General features: G+C 70.8%; 15 protein-coding genes, 1 tRNA gene and 1 pseudogene. 9 read left to right on the top strand and 8 right to left on the bottom strand.

The window, feature by feature from the left end; all coding sequences use genetic code 11:
• Positions 1-162 precede the first annotated feature (162 nt).
• From NP777_RS05705 to NP777_RS05690, 4 genes are read left to right on the top strand one after another with little or no spacing between them, the layout of a single operon-like run.
• Entirely contained in the window at positions 163-939 is a 777-nt protein-coding gene (locus NP777_RS05705) for a (5-formylfuran-3-yl)methyl phosphate synthase (protein ID WP_256648930.1), read from the top strand.
• Between the two features lie 7 nt (positions 940-946).
• Positions 947-2,356, top strand: coding sequence for an aldehyde dehydrogenase family protein (locus NP777_RS05700; RefSeq protein WP_256648929.1), 1,410 nt, complete (start codon positions 947-949; stop codon positions 2,354-2,356).
• Positions 2,353-3,471 carry an NAD(P)-dependent alcohol dehydrogenase gene (locus NP777_RS05695; protein ID WP_256648928.1) on the top strand — a complete coding sequence of 373 codons (1,119 nt, stop codon included), beginning with the start codon at positions 2,353-2,355 and terminating at the stop codon, positions 3,469-3,471. The genes NP777_RS05700 and NP777_RS05695 overlap by 4 nt, the downstream gene beginning before the upstream one ends.
• Entirely contained in the window at positions 3,468-4,388 is a 921-nt protein-coding gene (locus tag NP777_RS05690) for a class I SAM-dependent methyltransferase (RefSeq protein ID WP_256648927.1), read from the top strand. Before NP777_RS05695 ends, NP777_RS05690 begins: the two co-directional genes overlap by 4 nt.
• A 554-nt stretch (positions 4,389-4,942) precedes the next feature.
• Here NP777_RS05690 and NP777_RS05680 read toward each other — a convergent pair.
• The 3 genes from NP777_RS05680 to NP777_RS05670 all read right to left on the bottom strand — a co-directional run bounded on the left by NP777_RS05680 (position 4,943) and on the right by NP777_RS05670 (position 7,461).
• Positions 4,943-5,695 (bottom strand): SDR family NAD(P)-dependent oxidoreductase, encoded by a 753-nt coding sequence (locus NP777_RS05680; protein WP_256648926.1) that lies wholly within the window; start codon positions 5,693-5,695, stop codon positions 4,943-4,945.
• Between the two features lie 93 nt (positions 5,696-5,788).
• A complete protein-coding gene (locus NP777_RS05675; RefSeq protein WP_256648925.1) occupies positions 5,789-6,220 on the bottom strand; it encodes an Rrf2 family transcriptional regulator in 432 nt (143 codons plus the stop codon).
• A 308-nt stretch (positions 6,221-6,528) separates the two neighbouring features.
• On the bottom strand, positions 6,529-7,461 hold the full coding sequence (locus NP777_RS05670; RefSeq protein WP_256648924.1) for an NAD-dependent epimerase/dehydratase family protein: 933 nt from the start codon (positions 7,459-7,461) through the stop codon (positions 6,529-6,531).
• Positions 7,462-7,597: 136 nt separating this feature from the next.
• Here NP777_RS05670 and NP777_RS05665 point away from each other — a divergent pair, with 136 nt between their 5' ends.
• Entirely contained in the window at positions 7,598-8,521 is a 924-nt protein-coding gene (locus tag NP777_RS05665) for a LysR family transcriptional regulator (protein WP_256648923.1), read from the top strand.
• A 107-nt stretch (positions 8,522-8,628) separates the two neighbouring features.
• Positions 8,629-9,141 carry an SRPBCC domain-containing protein gene (locus NP777_RS05660; protein WP_256648922.1) on the top strand — a complete coding sequence of 171 codons (513 nt, stop codon included), beginning with the start codon at positions 8,629-8,631 and terminating at the stop codon, positions 9,139-9,141.
• Positions 9,142-9,242: 101 nt separating this feature from the next.
• Here NP777_RS05660 and NP777_RS05655 read toward each other — a convergent pair whose 3' ends face one another.
• The gene (locus tag NP777_RS05655; protein WP_256648921.1) at positions 9,243-9,740 is read right to left on the bottom strand and encodes an SRPBCC domain-containing protein; all 498 of its coding nucleotides are present in this window, start codon (positions 9,738-9,740) and stop codon (positions 9,243-9,245) included.
• 369 nt (positions 9,741-10,109) lie between these two features.
• Positions 10,110-10,814 carry a GNAT family N-acetyltransferase gene (locus NP777_RS05650; protein ID WP_256648920.1) on the bottom strand — a complete coding sequence of 235 codons (705 nt, stop codon included), beginning with the start codon at positions 10,812-10,814 and terminating at the stop codon, positions 10,110-10,112.
• 260 nt (positions 10,815-11,074) lie between these two features.
• Here NP777_RS05650 and NP777_RS05645 point away from each other — a divergent pair.
• Positions 11,075-11,152 (top strand) — tRNA-Trp (locus NP777_RS05645).
• Positions 11,153-11,289: 137 nt separating this feature from the next.
• Positions 11,290-11,439: pseudogene (locus NP777_RS05640) on the top strand (FAD-dependent oxidoreductase); the annotation flags it as partial.
• A gap of 17 nt (positions 11,440-11,456) precedes the next feature.
• Here the strand turns inward: NP777_RS05640 and NP777_RS05635 are convergent.
• Positions 11,457-11,930 (bottom strand): hypothetical protein, encoded by a 474-nt coding sequence (locus NP777_RS05635; RefSeq protein WP_256648919.1) that lies wholly within the window; start codon positions 11,928-11,930, stop codon positions 11,457-11,459.
• A 130-nt stretch (positions 11,931-12,060) separates the two neighbouring features.
• On the opposite strand from NP777_RS05635, the gene NP777_RS05630 reads away from it, so the two are divergent.
• Entirely contained in the window at positions 12,061-12,615 is a 555-nt protein-coding gene (locus NP777_RS05630) for an AAA family ATPase (RefSeq protein WP_256648918.1), read from the top strand.
• A gap of 83 nt (positions 12,616-12,698) precedes the next feature.
• Here the strand turns inward: NP777_RS05630 and NP777_RS05625 are convergent, their stop codons facing one another.
• On the bottom strand, positions 12,699-13,406 hold the full coding sequence (locus NP777_RS05625) for a response regulator (protein ID WP_256648917.1): 708 nt from the start codon (positions 13,404-13,406) through the stop codon (positions 12,699-12,701).
• Positions 13,403-14,728 carry a sensor histidine kinase gene (locus tag NP777_RS05620; RefSeq protein WP_256648916.1) on the bottom strand — a complete coding sequence of 442 codons (1,326 nt, stop codon included), beginning with the start codon at positions 14,726-14,728 and terminating at the stop codon, positions 13,403-13,405. Before NP777_RS05620 ends, NP777_RS05625 begins: the two co-directional genes overlap by 4 nt.
• Between the last annotated feature and the right edge of the window lie 5 nt (positions 14,729-14,733).

Genomic DNA, 14,733 nt, shown 5'->3' with positions numbered 1-14,733 from the left:
CGCGTCGGCTACCGGCGTGGACGGCGCACTGGGGGCGCGAAACGCCATGGCAACGCCCCCTCCGGACTCCGCGCGCCCTGCCATGGGCCACGGGACGCGGCAATGATGAGCGGACCACGCGTGATCCACACGACTCCGCATACCCGCCCCTGAGCGGGTGGCATGCGGTGGAAGGAATCCACGTTGTTGCTTCTCATCTCCCCGGACAGCGCCGAGGAAGCCCTCGACTGCGCGAAGGCGGCGGAACACCTCGACATCGTCGATGTCAAGAAGCCCGACGAGGGCTCGCTGGGCGCGAACTTCCCCTGGGTCATCCGGCAGATCCGCGACGCGGTCCCGGCGGACAAGCCGGTCTCCGCCACCGTGGGAGACGTCCCCTACAAGCCCGGCACGGTGGCCCAGGCGGCCCTGGGCGCGGCGGTCTCCGGAGCCACCTACATCAAGGTCGGCCTCTACGGGTGCACGACGCCCGAACAGGCCATCGATGTCATGCGCGGGGTCGTCCGGGCGGTGAAGGACTATCAGCCGGACGCGTTCGTCGTCGCCTCCGGCTACGCCGACGCCCACCGGATCGGCTGCGTCAACCCGCTCGCGCTGCCCGACATCGCCCGGCGCTCCGGCTGTGACGCGGCCATGCTCGACACCGCGATCAAGGACGGGACACGGCTGTTCGACCACGTTCCGCCCGACCTCTGCGCGGAGTTCGTCCGGCAGGCCCACGATGCCGGTCTGCTCGCCGCCCTCGCGGGCAGCGTCAAGGCCGCTGACCTCGGCGCGCTGACCCGCGTCGGCACCGACATCGTGGGGGTGCGCGGCGCGGTCTGCGAGGGAGGCGACCGTGACGCCGGAAGGATCCAGCCACAGCTGGTGGCCGCCTTCCGGGCGGAGATGGACCGGCACGCCCAGGAACACGCGGCGTCCGTCGCCACCGCGAGCTGACCGCGGTATGCCGACCAGCCCGCCCCCTGACACGCCCGGAACCCGCGGCGGGTGCTTCGCCGTCCTCGATCCGGCCACGGGTGAGGCCTTCGACGAGGCCCCCGATCAGCGGCCCGACGAGCTGGACGCCGTCGTCGGCCGGGCCCACGCCGCCTGGCGCACCTGGCGAGCCGACCCCGCCGGCCGCACCACCGCGCTGCTCGCGGCGGCCGACGCCGTGCAGGCGGCCGGGGCCGACCTCGCCCCGCTGCTCACCCGTGAGCAGGGCAAGCCCCTGGCCGAGTCGTACGCGGAGGTCGCCCGCACGGCGGCACGCCTGCGTTACTTCGCCGAGCTGGGCCCCGAGACCCGGCCGATCTCGGACGACCGGCCGGTACGCAGTGAGGTCCGCTGGCGATCGCTCGGGCCCGTCGCCGCGATCGTCCCGTGGAACTTTCCCCTCCAGCTCGCCTCGGCGAAGTTCGCGCCCGCGCTCGCCGCGGGCAACACGATGGTGCTCAAGCCCTCCCCGTTCACGCCGCTCGCCACCCGGCTGCTGGCGTCCGTCCTCTCCACCGCTCTCCCCGAGGGCGTCCTGACCATCGTCACCGGCCGCGAACCGCTCGGCGCCCGCCTCGCCTCCCATCCGGGGATCCGCCATGTGACCTTCACCGGCTCGGTTCCCACCGGACGGGCCGTCGCGCGGGCCGCGACGGCCTCGCTCGCCCAGGTCACCCTGGAACTGGGCGGTAACGACGCCGCCATCCTGCTGGAGGACGTGGAGGTGGAGCGGATCGCGGACCGGCTGTTCTGGGCGGCGTTCCGCAACTGCGGGCAGGTCTGCATGGCGGTCAAGCGCCTCTACGCCCCGGCCCGGCTCTACTCCGAGGTGGCCGAAGCCCTCGCGCAGCGCGCGAAGTCCGTCGTCGTCGGTCCCGGGCTCGACCCCGGCTCGCGGCTGGGGCCCGTCAGCAACGCCCCTCAACTGGCCCGTATCGAGCGCTACACGGCCCGCGCCCTGGCAGCCGGTGCCCGAGCCGTGGCCGGCGGCCACCGGCTGGACCGGCCGGGCTACTTCTTCGCCCCCACCATCCTGGCCGATGTCCCGCCCGACAGCCCGGTGGTCACGCGGGAGCAGTTCGGTCCGGTCCTGCCGGTGCTGCCGTACGTCAGCCTCGACGAGGCCATCGAAGCGGCCAACGACACCGGCTTCGGGCTGGGCGGCTCGGTATGGGGAACCGACCTGGACCGGGCCGAGGCGGTGGCCGGCCGGCTGGAATGCGGGACGGCGTGGATCAACCACCACGCCGAAACCTCCCTCGACCAGCCCTTCGCGGGCGTCAAGGACAGCGGTGTCGGCGTGGCGGGCGGGCCGTGGGGGCTGTACGGCAACCTCAGCCCGTTCGTCGTGCACCGTCCGGTCGAGGTGTACGGATGAGGTTCACCGCGGCGGTACTGCGCTCCTGCGAGAGCCGGTTCACCCTCGAGGAGGTGATGCTGCACGCGGGACCGGGCGACGGCGAGATCCTGGTGAAGATCGCGGGCTGTGGGATGTGCCGGACCGATCTCGCGGTCCGGCACTCGGCCGGCCGCACACCACTCCCGGCGGTGCTCGGCCACGAAGGAGCCGGAGTCGTGGTGGAGACAGGCGGTCCGGACACCGGCCTGAGCACCGGCGACCACGTCGTTCTGAGCTTCGACTCCTGCGGACACTGCCGGAACTGCATGGGCGCGGCGCCCGCCTACTGTGACTCCTTCCCCACGCTCAACCTCTTCGGAGGGCGCAAGGAGCACGCGGCGCGGTTCACCGACGCGGACGGAGGCGCGTTGGCCCCCCGCTGGTTCGGCCAGTCCTCCTTCGCCGAGTACGCGGTGGTCCCGGCCCGCAACGCCGTCCGGGTCGATCCCACGCTGCCCGTCGAACTCCTCGGGCCGCTCGGCTGCTCCTTCCTCACCGGCGCCGGAGCGGTCTTCCACTCCTTCGGTGTCGGGCCCGGCGACACCATCGCGGTCTACGGCTCCGGAGCGGTCGGCCTGGCCGCGGTGATGGCGGCCACCGCCGCCGGGGCAGTGACCGTGGCCGTCGACCGGCACCCCGAGCGGCTGGCCCTGGCCGAGCGGCTCCACGCGATCCCGCTGCACGCCGTATCGGCCGGCCCGCCCGACCTGCCCGACCGGATCCGGCAACTGACCGACGGCGGCACACACTACGCACTGGACACCACAGGCTCCGCCCAGCTGATCAACAACGCGCTGCGGGCCCTGCGGCCGACCGGTCACCTCGGCCTGGTGGCACGTCTCCACACCCCACTGCCACTTGAACCGGGGACCTTGGACCGCGGCCGGAGGATCTCCCACATCTGCGAAGGGGACGCGGTGCCGGGACTGCTGATCCCCCGGCTGACCAGGCTCTGGCAGGCCGGACGGTTCCCCTTCGACCAGCTGATCCGCACCTACCCCCTCACCGACATCAACCGAGCCGAACGCGACTGCGACGCGGGCCGCGTGGTCAAACCCGTCCTGATTCCCGCGGGGCCAAGGGAGGTCATATGACCGACACAGCGCATCACAACGCCGGTGCGGAGGGCGTGGCAGGGGGTGTCGGCCTGACCGCTCTCATGGTCGCCGCGGCGCGGGCGATCGAGACCCACCGCCACGACAGCCTGGCACAGGACATCTACGCAGAGCACTTCGTCCACGCCGCCCCGGCCTCCGCGGACTGGCCGGTGCGCATACACCAGGTCGCGGACGGAGACGCGAACCCGCTGTGGGGACGCTTCGCCCGCTACTTCGGCCTGCGGACCAGGGTCCTCGACGACTTCCTCCTCCAGTCGGTGCGCGCGGGAGGAACCCGCCAAGTGGTGCTGCTCGGGGCGGGGTTGGACTCGCGGGCGTACCGGCTCGATTGGCCTCCCGGCTGTGTGGTCTTCGAGATCGACAGGGAAGGCGTGCTGGAGTTCAAGCACCAGGTACTCGGCGGACTGCCGACCACTCCGAAAGCGGCCCGTGTACCGATCCCGGTCGACCTGCGCGACGACTGGGCCGCGGCGCTGACCGGCGCGGGCTTCGACACAGCCGCACCGAGTGCCTGGCTGGCCGAAGGGCTGCTGTTCTACCTGCCGAGCACCTCCGAGACGAACCTCATCCACACGGTGGACCGGCTGAGCGCAGGAGGAAGCACGCTGGCGTTCGAGGTCAAACTCGACAAAGACCTGCTCGAATACCGCGACAGCCCGCTCTACACCGCGACGAAACACCAGATCGGCATCGACCTGCTCAACCTCTTCACCCGAGAACCGCGACCCGACTCCGCGGGCGACCTCGCGGACCGGGGCTGGACCACAACCGTCCGCACCCCCTTCGACTACACCCGCCAACACGGGCGCGGCCCACGCCCCGAACACAACGACGCGCTGGCGGGCAACCGCTGGGTGTTCGCCCAGAAGCCCGGCCCCGGACAGCGGCGATAGCACGGCACGAACGGGTGCGCCGTCCCGGCCAGGGCAAGGTGCTCTCGGCCCGGGACGTCCACCCGGAGGCGGTGCCGCACGGCACTGGGCTCTCTCCACTCAGCCGGCGCTGAACGCCTGCTGGACGGTCAGCGTGTCCTCGTACAGATGCATGCGCACGATCCGGTCGTCCTCGACCATCAGGTGCATGGCCGCCGGCGGTCGGGCCTCAGAGCCTGTGTCATATCCTCGGTCGGATCAGCGTGCGGCGTCAGGGGGCACCTCCCAGCGGTAGCTGGGGGAGCGTGCGATCGCAAGGCGCCGGAGCGCCCTCGTGGCGGAGCCACTCGGGCGTTTCGGCAACGCCGCGAGAGGGGGCACCTCCCAGCGGTAGCTGGGGGAGCGTGCCAGGCGTCGCACGCCCGGCCGAGGATATGACACAGGCTCTCAGCCCTGGAACGTGGCCGCCGAGGCGCCGGGCCCGATGGCGGCGACGGCGTCCCTGACGACGGGCGCGAGTACGCGGCTCAGACGGCCCGGAGCGTCGAATGCGTCCCGCGTCGCCGATCCGGCGCCTAGAGCTGTGTGGCGCCGCCGTCGACGAACAGTTCCGCACCGGTGGTGAAAGTGCTCTGGTCGCCGGCCAGGTAGAGGGCGGTGGCGGCGACCTCGTCGGGACGGCCGGCGCGGCCGAGCGGGGTCAGCGGGGCGGGCTCGGCCGCGGTGGGCCGGTCGCCGTGCGGGAAAGTGGCGAGGAGCTCTTCCAGGCCCGGGGTCTCGACGGGGCCGGGGGTGAGGGCGTTGACGCGGATTCCGCGGCCGGCCAGTTCCGCGGCCCAGGTGCGGGCGAGGCTGCGGATCGCGGCCTTGGTGGCGGCGTAGACGCTCAGACCCGGGGTGGCCCGCAGGGCCGAGCTGGAGGAGAGCAGCAGCACCGAGGCACCGGCCGTCAGCAGCGGCAGCGCCTTCTGGACAGTGAAGACCGTGCCCTTGAAATTGATCGAGGCGATGCGGTCGTACTCCTCCTCGGTGATCGCGCCGAGCGGGCCGTAGTCCCCGACCCCGGCGTTGGCCACCACAATGTCCAGGCGGCCGCTGCGGTTCGCGATCTCGGCGAAGAGCCGGTCGAGGTCGCCGAGGTCCGAGGCATCGCCCTGGATGGCGATGCCTCGGGCGCCGACCTGCGCGACGGCGGCGTCCAGCTCGGCCTTGCGGCGCCCGGTCAGATAGACGGTCGCACCCTCGGCGGCGAAACGGCGGGCGATCGCCAGGCCGATGCCGCTGGAGCCGCCGGTGACGAGTGCGATCTTGTCGTCCAGCTGTCCCATGAGATTCTCCAATTCCTTGATGTAACTATTTTGGTTACATTGACGAGCACGGAATGCGACCCCCCTCGATCAGGGGAAGTCGACGATCCGAGGTCAGGCGGCTTTCAAGACGTCCCGCAACACGTCCTCCAGCGTGGTCTTGGCCAGCTCCCCGCGCAGGGCGGCCTCCACACCGTCGTACACGGCGGTCATCGCCGGTCCGATGCCGTGGCCCACGACGCACTCGTGGTCCGGTGTCGCGCGATGCAGGGCGAAGACCGGTCCCGGTTCGATCGCCTGGTAGACGTCGAGCAGGGTGATCGCCGCCAGCTCCCGCGCGAGCATCCAGCCCGCCCCCGCCCCCCGCCGCGAATCGGCCAGGCCGGCCTTGCGCAGCTCGGCCAGCAGACGGCGGATCACCACCGGGTTGGTGTTGACGCTCGTCGCGATCTGCTCGGAGGTGGCGACCTCGTGGCCACGCCGCTGATACAGCCCGATCCATGTCAGTGCATGCGCCGCGATGGTCAGTCTGCTGTTGGCACTCACGCCGGACTCCACCTCCTCGCCCCTCGGATTCAGTCGTAATGATAGTTGTTACGACTGGATGCGGCAAGTCCTGCGGGGTCGGCCGGACCGGCCTCGTCAGCCCGCCCGGCACGTGCACCTGGGCTTCTGCACCCACGGCGCAGAGTTCGCCGGGAGCGGCGAACCGGTAGAAGACGCCGCCGACCGGCTGGATGCCCATGAGCAGCCAGACCGCGTTCTCGAAGTCGCGGGCTCGTGAGAGATCCCCGACGCGCACCGGGTCGTGGCCCGCGTCACGGACGAGCCGCTCGGTGACCTCGCGGGCGTCCTTACGCGCCGCCGGCGGCCACCGACTTCCTGACGGCGTCCAGACCGGCGCCATGGGAAACGGCGGGCTTGTATCCGAGTTCGGCCACGGCCTTGTCCGTCCGCAGAAGGCACGGCTGCCCGAGGAACCACCGAACGGGTACGGGGACCTCGCGGGCCGCGGTCTCGGCGTCCAGGTCGGGGATCGGCGTATCGACGCCGTAGATCCCGAACAACGCGTCCATGAACTCGCGCAGGACGACCGGGTGCTGATCGGTGACGAAGTACGCCTGTCCCGGCCGGCCGTGTCGCCATCCGAGTACAAGGCCCTCGACGGCGTTGTCGACAAAGGTGACGTCGGTCGTGTGCCGGCCTCCCTCGATCCAGGCGAACTGTCCCGCCTTCGCCGCCGCCACCAGGCCCTCGGTGAGGACGCTGCCGGGGCCCCAGACGAACCGCGGGCGGATCGAGACCGTGGCGAAGCCGGGCGCGTTCGCATCGAGCACGATCTGCTCGGCGACCGCTTTCACCGCGCAGTAGGCGGCCTCGGAGTCCGGCCGCAGCGGCGCGCTCTCGTCGATGTCCACCAGCGGGTCACCGGCCAGGAGGGCCGCCTCGCTCCCGCAGTGGACGAACCGGGGAACCCGCGCGTCACGAGCCGCGTCGACCGCTGCCCGGGTGCCCTGGACCGACACCAGCTCATGACGCTCACGGTCAGCGGTGATGTCCGTCTCGGCAGCCAGGTGGAACACCACGTCGCTGCCCGTCACCTGGTCCCGCCACGTGGCCGGTTCGGTCAACTCGCCCCGCACGGGCTCCGCACCCAACGCCGACACCTTCGCGGCCGACCCCTCGCTTCTGACCAGAACACGGACCGCGTGTCCCTCACCGAGGAGCCGGCGTACCAGCACCTGACCGATGAACCCCGAACCGCCCGTGATGAATGCCCGCGCCATGAAAACCTCCTTCACCGTGTGCTCGCCTTCTCTCCCGCGGTGGGGCGAGAAGCTGTCACGGGGTTCAGCGATCAGGGGACTTGAGGTCTTCCCTCGACAACAATCATGTTCTGGGGGTCTGCGATAAAATTGACGAATGGCTTCTCTTCGCGCGTTGGAGTGCCTCGTAGCGGTCGCGGACACCGGATCGATCACACAGGCCGCACTGCTGCTGCATTCCTCGCAGCCCGCCGTCTCCCATCAGATCGCCTCGCTGGAACGCGAGACCCGAACGGTCCTGCTGCGCCGCGAACCCCGGGGGGTCAAGCTCACCCCCGCGGGGCGTGCCGCCGTCGCCGATGCCAGGCGGGCGATCGAGGCGGCCGCCTCCGCGATCAGGTCGGCGCGTGCGGCCGGTCGGGCCGCCGGAGGAATGCTGCGGCTGGCCTGCGCACAGAGCCTCAGCGTCGCCCTGCTCGCCCCGGTGATCCACGAATGGCACCGCCGCCACCCGGACGTGGCGATCACCCTGCGCGAGTCCACCGCGATGGACGAACTGCTCCGATTCGTCGACTCCGGCGAGGTCGACGCGGCGCTGCTGCCAGGCTCCCCACCGGGCAACTTCACGATCACCGCCGTCGCCGAGGAAGAGATCGTATTGACCGCGCCCACCGGCCACCCACTGGCCGAGCGCCCGGCCGTACGTCTGGAGGACCTCGAGGGCGCGCCACTGGTCCACTTCGCACCGGACAACGGCCTCAGCGGTTGGCTGGACGGCGCCCTGGCCCGCGCCGGGGTCCACCCCGAGACCGTGATGCGGACCTCGGTGACCACCGCGGCACCACAACTCGCCGCCGCCGGTCTGGGCATCGCCGTGACCCCGGTCAGCGCGGTCAGCGACGGCTTCCCCGGCGCGGTGCGCTCGTTCACCCCCCGGTGGTTCAGGCAGTTGGTCGCGGTGACGTCCGCCGAACCCGACCCACTCCTCACCCGATTCCTCGCCCACCTGCGCGGCCATGGCGTACGTGTCCCTCACGACGTACGGAATCAGCTCCATCAACTGCTTGAGGGGGAGCCATAAAAGTTACGAAGGCCAGAGCCCGGGGGATAAGGGAATCGATCCGCGGGCCCGCCAGTTGACGCGCATGGAAAGTGCTCTCCACAAGGCCCAAGAAGGAGAAACGATCGATGTATGACAAGGTCAATTGGCCCGAGCGGTACGACCCGAAGACGTCAGCCATCTACGCACTCAACGACATCGACGTGAAGGCGCCGCCGGAAGTGATATGGCAACTGCTCGTCGATGCCGAGAACTGGTCGAGCTACTTTCCTCCCGAAGATCAGGTCAAGATTCTCAGTGGTGAGCCGGCACTGGCGCTCGGAACCGAGTACAGCCGGGTGACGGTTGGGTTTCCCATGAGTCTGAGGGTGACGGAGTACGAGCCGTTCAGCAGGCTCGCGTGGGAGACGGTGGTCGACGGCGACGAAACCGGTTCGAGCGCGTACCACGGCTGGGTCATCACGCCCACGGATGACGGCTGTCACGTACTGACCGAGGAAACGCAGCAGGGCTCCTTCTTCCTCGAGGAACTCGGGCGCAAGCATCCCGGTGCGCTCTACCGCTATCACCAGGACTGGGTCGAACGCCTCGCCCGCGCCGCGGAGGCGGAAGCGGCGAAGCGCGCGAATCAACCCGCATAACCGCGTGTGCCCAGGTCAGACTCCTTGAACCGCTACGCCGCCCGCATGATCGGCGGCGTAGCGGTTTTCGGCATCCCACGCCGGGTGACTACCACGGCTCATCAACTTCCAGCGGTGTATCCAGGCTCGGTCGCGACTTTGCCGAGCGCAGCGAGAAGTTGCTCGTGGGTGCGCCAAAAGACGTCTGGCGCCGGCTTCGCCAGTTCGAGCCAGAGCGGGCCCCGCATCGTCTCTTCGGTCCAGAGGTGGCATCCCTTCGGAGTGGGCGTGATGATCCAGGCATGATAGGCCCTGGATTCCTCCGAAGCTTTCGGGTGGCCACCCCAGGCGATGCGTGTCACGGGCTCAAATTCCTGTATGGACGCGAAGACATCCTGTCCGGCCAGGTTGGTTTCGAACCGGGTGCCAAGGCGCAGTGACTCATGGCCGTCGAGCAGTTGGACATGCTCGACGCCCGGGTAGTAGCCGGGCCATGCCTTGGGGTCCACGAGCAGGGACCAAATCGTTTCTGGAGAGGCCGCGACCTCAAGCTCGTTGGTGAAGTGGATCGGAGATCGGCTGGGAACCATGTCCTCGGGCCAATTGACAGCTTCGAACACGTCGACTTCCAAAGATTGAACTGATCGCGGGCTGCCGCCCGCTCGTATGTATGGGGAAATGATTCGCCGGATCGGCTGTATCGATGACGAGCCTAGGACAAAAGCTGAAACCTGAATACGTACACTTCTGAATCGCTCCCATAGGACTTCTGGATGGGCCCTTCACGCGCTGGTCGAATCAACTGCTGGACCGAAGTCGTACCGGCGCCCTGGAGGCGGTCAGGGAAGCCATGCGCATGGACATGGGGACGGATGCTCTCGCGGCCTCCGCGGGCCGGGATGGCTGACGACGGCTTCGTCACCGGTGAACCAGCCCCGCGGCGGCGCCCGGTACCGTCGACGCGGCGCGCGATCGGGGTGGCGGCAGCGTCAGGGGGTGCGGAAGCCGCGAAAGGTCACGTGCTTCCGGCTCGCGAAGCCGAGCCGTTCGTAGAGCGCGATCGCGCCGGTGTTCGCCTCGGCCACGTGCAGGAAGGGGCGCTCGTCCCGGGCCAGGACGCGTGCGACGAGCGTACTGATCAGACGGGCGGCGTGGCCGCGCCCGCGTGCCTCGGGGGCTGTGCAGACGGCGCTGATCTCGGTCCATCCCGGGGGCCGGAGCCGTTCGCCCGCCATGGCCACCAGTCTGCCGCCGTCGCGGATGCCGAGGTAGGTGCCGAGTTCGAGGGTGCGCGGCCAGAACGGTCCCGGTTGGGTCCGTGCGACCAGGTCGAGCATCCGGGGCACATCGGCCGCACCCAGTTCGACCACGTCGGTGCCGTTCGGCGCATGAGGCCGATCGGGGCGGCTGTTGCCGCGCCAGATCATCTGCCGGCCTTCGAGGACGAAAACCTGCTCCCAGTCCGGAGGCGGGGGTGCCGGGCAGCTGAACATGTCGGCGAACGCGTCACGGCCGAGGAGCCGTGCGAGACCGGCCCAGTCCGCCGCGTCCGCGTCGGCGGGTACCGCGGAGAAGGTCGCGACTCCCGGCAGGTAGGTGGCAGCCCGGCCCAGCCGGCGCCCCAGACCCGCGTGGCGGCCCCGCAGCGACTCGCCCACCGGGTCCTCGAGTGCCGCGGTGTCACCGCTCGTCATCGTGTGTGCCTTCCCCACTGTGCGCGGCCGGCCGAGCGGCGCGCTATCGCCCGGGCGCAATCCCCGGTCAGTAGTGATGCCGGGGTGATGGAACCATAGCCGCCGCCCGGCCCGTCGCTTCGCGAGGGGGCCGGGCGCCCTCCCGGCCTCTCCACGGTCCGGACCGCCCGGCCGGCGACGGACTGGTCGTCATCCACCATTCGGCCCCCGGAAATCCTGTGGCCGGTCACGGTCGGCAGGTGCCAGACTGACCGCGTCAAAGGGGCGTAGCTCAGCCCGGCCAGAGCAGCGGACTCCAAACCCGCACGCCGCAGGTTCGAATCCTGCCGCCCCTGCCATGCGATGCGCCGATGGGTGCCGGTCACATAGCGGTGGCTGTCGGTCCGTCGTCGGTGGTCTTTCGGTGGGGCCTGGAACCTTCGCAGAGATCCTTCCGGGTGCCCATCCGGCAGGCGTGCGACGGCAACGAACCACCATGCCCGCTGACGTCACGATCATCGGTGCCGGACTCGGCGGCCTCACGCTCGCCCGCGTCCTGCACGTCCACGGCATCCCGGCCACCGTCTACGAGGCGGAGACCTCGCCGACGGCACGCACGCAGGGCGGGGTGCTCGACATCGACGAGGACAGCGAATCGGCGCATCACCGCTCATCGAGGGACGCCTGTCGGGCGAGGAACTCCTCGAACGCCGCCTTCTGCTTCGGATCCATGAAGCCCTCGCGGACGGTGCGGGCCCGCTCCTTGAGCCAGTGCGCCTCATCGGGGTCCAGGAGTTCGGCGACCACCACGCCTCCGCGAGCGACCGCCGTGCGCCCTCCCACGCGACGGCGAAAGAGCGTGAACGCGCCGAATTCCGCCGGGTGGGCCAGTTCCGGCGTTTCCGTTTCAGCCCGGGTATCGTCCCCGGCGTCACTCGTCGGGCAGGCGGTGGGGGCCCAATGCTCCCAGAGCGCCAGCGTGGCCGCGGGCACCAGCACCGCGCGCTCCGCCTCTCCACCCCCCTCCCACCTGAACGTGACCGTGACGGGCTCGCCGACCGCCTCGGCCAGCCCGAGCACCCTCTCCACCTCATCGCTGATCGGGTAAGCCACCACTACATCGATCTGAATTCCCATGGCGCCCGAGGCTACTGGCCGCTTCCGGCATGCCAGGCCCACCGCTCCCGCGTCTCGTCGGCCACGGCGCGCCGGTGGGCCGTCCGAAACCGGATCGCCCGAGACGGGTGTGTGCTGGCAGGCTGCCCCCATGGAGCACGCTGAAGTACTGCTCATCGGAGGACGGGCCGGAGTCGGCAAGACGACGGTGGGGTGGGAGGTATCGGCCGTACTGCGGGCCGCGGCCGTCTCGCACGCGGTCATCGACGGCGACTTCATGGGGCAGGTCCATCCGGCCCCGGAGGGAGATCCTCACCGCTCGGACATCACCGAAAGCAACCTGACGGCCGTGTGGGCGAACTTCGCCCGACGTGGCTACCGCCGGCTGATCTACACCAACACCCTGAGTGTGCTCCCCGAGTCCACGGGGATGTTCGAGCGCGCTATGGGAACGGGGACACGGATCGTACGGGTTCTGCTCACCGCCTCCGATGGCACCATCCGAGAGCGGCTGGTGCGCCGGGAACTCGGCTCGGAGCTGGAGCAGGAGCTGACGGGCAGTGCTCGCAAGGCACGGCTGCTGGACCAGCAGACCACCGCGGAGACTGTACGCGTGGCGACGGATGGACGTGCCGTCGTGGATATCGCGCGCGAGGTGGTGACCGCGACCGGCTGGGCCGAGCAGCGCTCCGCAAGCAGCACCTGACACCTCCTCGCCGCGAGCGGAGGCGGGCCCTGCCCGGTGTCGATGCCCGACGGCGGCATTTCGATCACCTGATGACCGGTGCCTCATTCCAGGTCATCGCGTTCACCCGCGGTGAGGGGTGGCATCTGCGGGCGGACGAGCCCTGATTCGTAGGCGCTGATGACCAGTTGCGCACGGTCGCGCGCTTCCAGCTTGCTCAGCAGCCGCCCGATGTGTGTCTTGACGGTGCCGTGGCTGAGGTGGAGGTACTCGGCGATGCCGGTGTTGGAGAAGCCGCGGGCCACCAGCAGCAGGACCTCTCGCTCGCGGTCCGTGAGGCTCTCCAGCGAGGAGCCGGGCGCCGGACAGGCGTGGGGAAGACGGGCGAACGCGGCGATCAGGCGCCGGGTCACCGAGGGCGCCAGGAGGGACTCTCCGGCGGCGACGGTGCGGATACCGGCCAGCAGGACCTCGGGCGAGGTGTCCTTCAGCAGGAACCCCGCCGCCCCGGCCCGCAGCGCGCCGTACACGTACTCGTCGAGGTCGAAGGTCGTCAGGATGAGGATGTGTGTCCGCGCCGTCTCGGGCGACCGGGCTAGGTGCCGCGTTGCCTCGATCCCGTCCATGCCGGGCATCCGGATGTCCATGAGCACCACGTCCGGGCGCAGCCGCCGGGTGCTCTCGACGGCTTCGGCGCCGGTGCCGGCCTCGCCCACCGCGGTCAGCCCGGGAGCGGTGTCGATGAGCACCCGGAAGCTGCCCCGGAGCAGGGACTGGTCATCGGCGACCAGGACCCGGATCGGTTCGGTCACGCGGTCGGCTCCCTTCGGTCCGGTACGGTCCCGTGCGCGGGTTCGGCCGGAAGGCGGGCCGAGACGGCGAACCCGCCGCCGGGTCGCGGCCCGGCCTGAAGCGTCCCCCCGTACATCATCACCCGTTCCCGCATCCCCACCAGTCCGTGACCGCCCCTGAGATCCCCCGCACCGGACACGGCCACCCTCCCCGCTCCGTCGTCGACCACCTCGATGTGCACCTGGGCGCGCGTGTCCGCGGTGACGGTGACCTCGCAGTGCGTTCCGTCGCCCGCGTGCTTGACGACGTTGGTCAGCGCCTCCTGCACGATGCGGTAGACGGTGAGTGCCGTCCCGGTGGGGAGGTCGGTCGCCAGCCGGGTACGGAGCCCGGCGCGGATGCCCGCCCGCTCGGCGCGCCGGACCAGGGAGGGCAGGTCGTCCAGTCCGGGAGGGGGTGCCAGCTGCGCCGAGCCGGCACCCGGTGTCTGCGGTACGGAGTCGGCGCCCGGCGTGTGCGGTGCGGCGGAGTCGGCGCCCGGCGTGTGCGGTGCGGCGGAGTCGGCGCCCGGCGTGTGCGGTGCGGCGGTGTCGCCGCGCAGCACGCCCAGGGCGCGCCGCATCTCGGTCAGCGCCTCCCGGCCGGTCCGCTCGATCGCGCCGATGGCGTCGCGTGTCTCCTCGGGGCGCTCCTTGGCCACGTGGTTGGCGACGGACGCCTTGACGACGATCACGCTGAGGCTGTGGGAGACGATGTCGTGCAACTCCCGGGCGATCCGCAGGCGTTCCTCGGCCAGCGCCTCCTCGGCCAGGCGCCGCTCGCGCCGCGCCGCCCGGGCCCGCCGCTCACGTACGGCACGGCCCGCGCCCCATGCGCCACCGGCCACCAGCCACACCAGCGCCGCGGTCGCCACCGCTTCCGGCCACGGGCCGGACCGGGTCAGCACCGCCTCCCCGGTGACGACCGCGGCCGCCGAGACGGCCAGGGTCAGTGCGAGCGCCGCCACGGCCCGGCGGGGCGGTACCAGGAGGGCCACCGCGTAGAGGGCCAGGGCGGTGGAGAGGTAGGGGTCGCGGGTGATGTCGAGGAGCGTCGCCGCCACCGTGGCACCCAGCACCACCCCAAGGGCGGGCAGGGGCCACCGGCGCCGGACGGCCAGCGGTGCTCCGACACCCGCCGCCACCAGCCAGCCCACCCACACCGGGCCGGAGAAACGAGGCAGGCCGTCGGACCCGCCCTGCCCGGCCAGTGCCACATACGCGGCCGTCGCGACACCCGCCGCGCAGGCGTCGACTGCCAGCAGATGCGGCCCGATCCGCGGGCGCCACCGCACAATGCGCATCGCAC

This window comes from Streptomyces rugosispiralis, from assembly GCF_024505145.1.
Taxonomy (GTDB): domain Bacteria; phylum Actinomycetota; class Actinomycetes; order Streptomycetales; family Streptomycetaceae; genus Streptomyces; species Streptomyces rugosispiralis.
The sequence above is the reverse complement of the archived record's forward strand: the minus strand, read 5'-3'. Positions and strand labels throughout refer to the sequence as shown.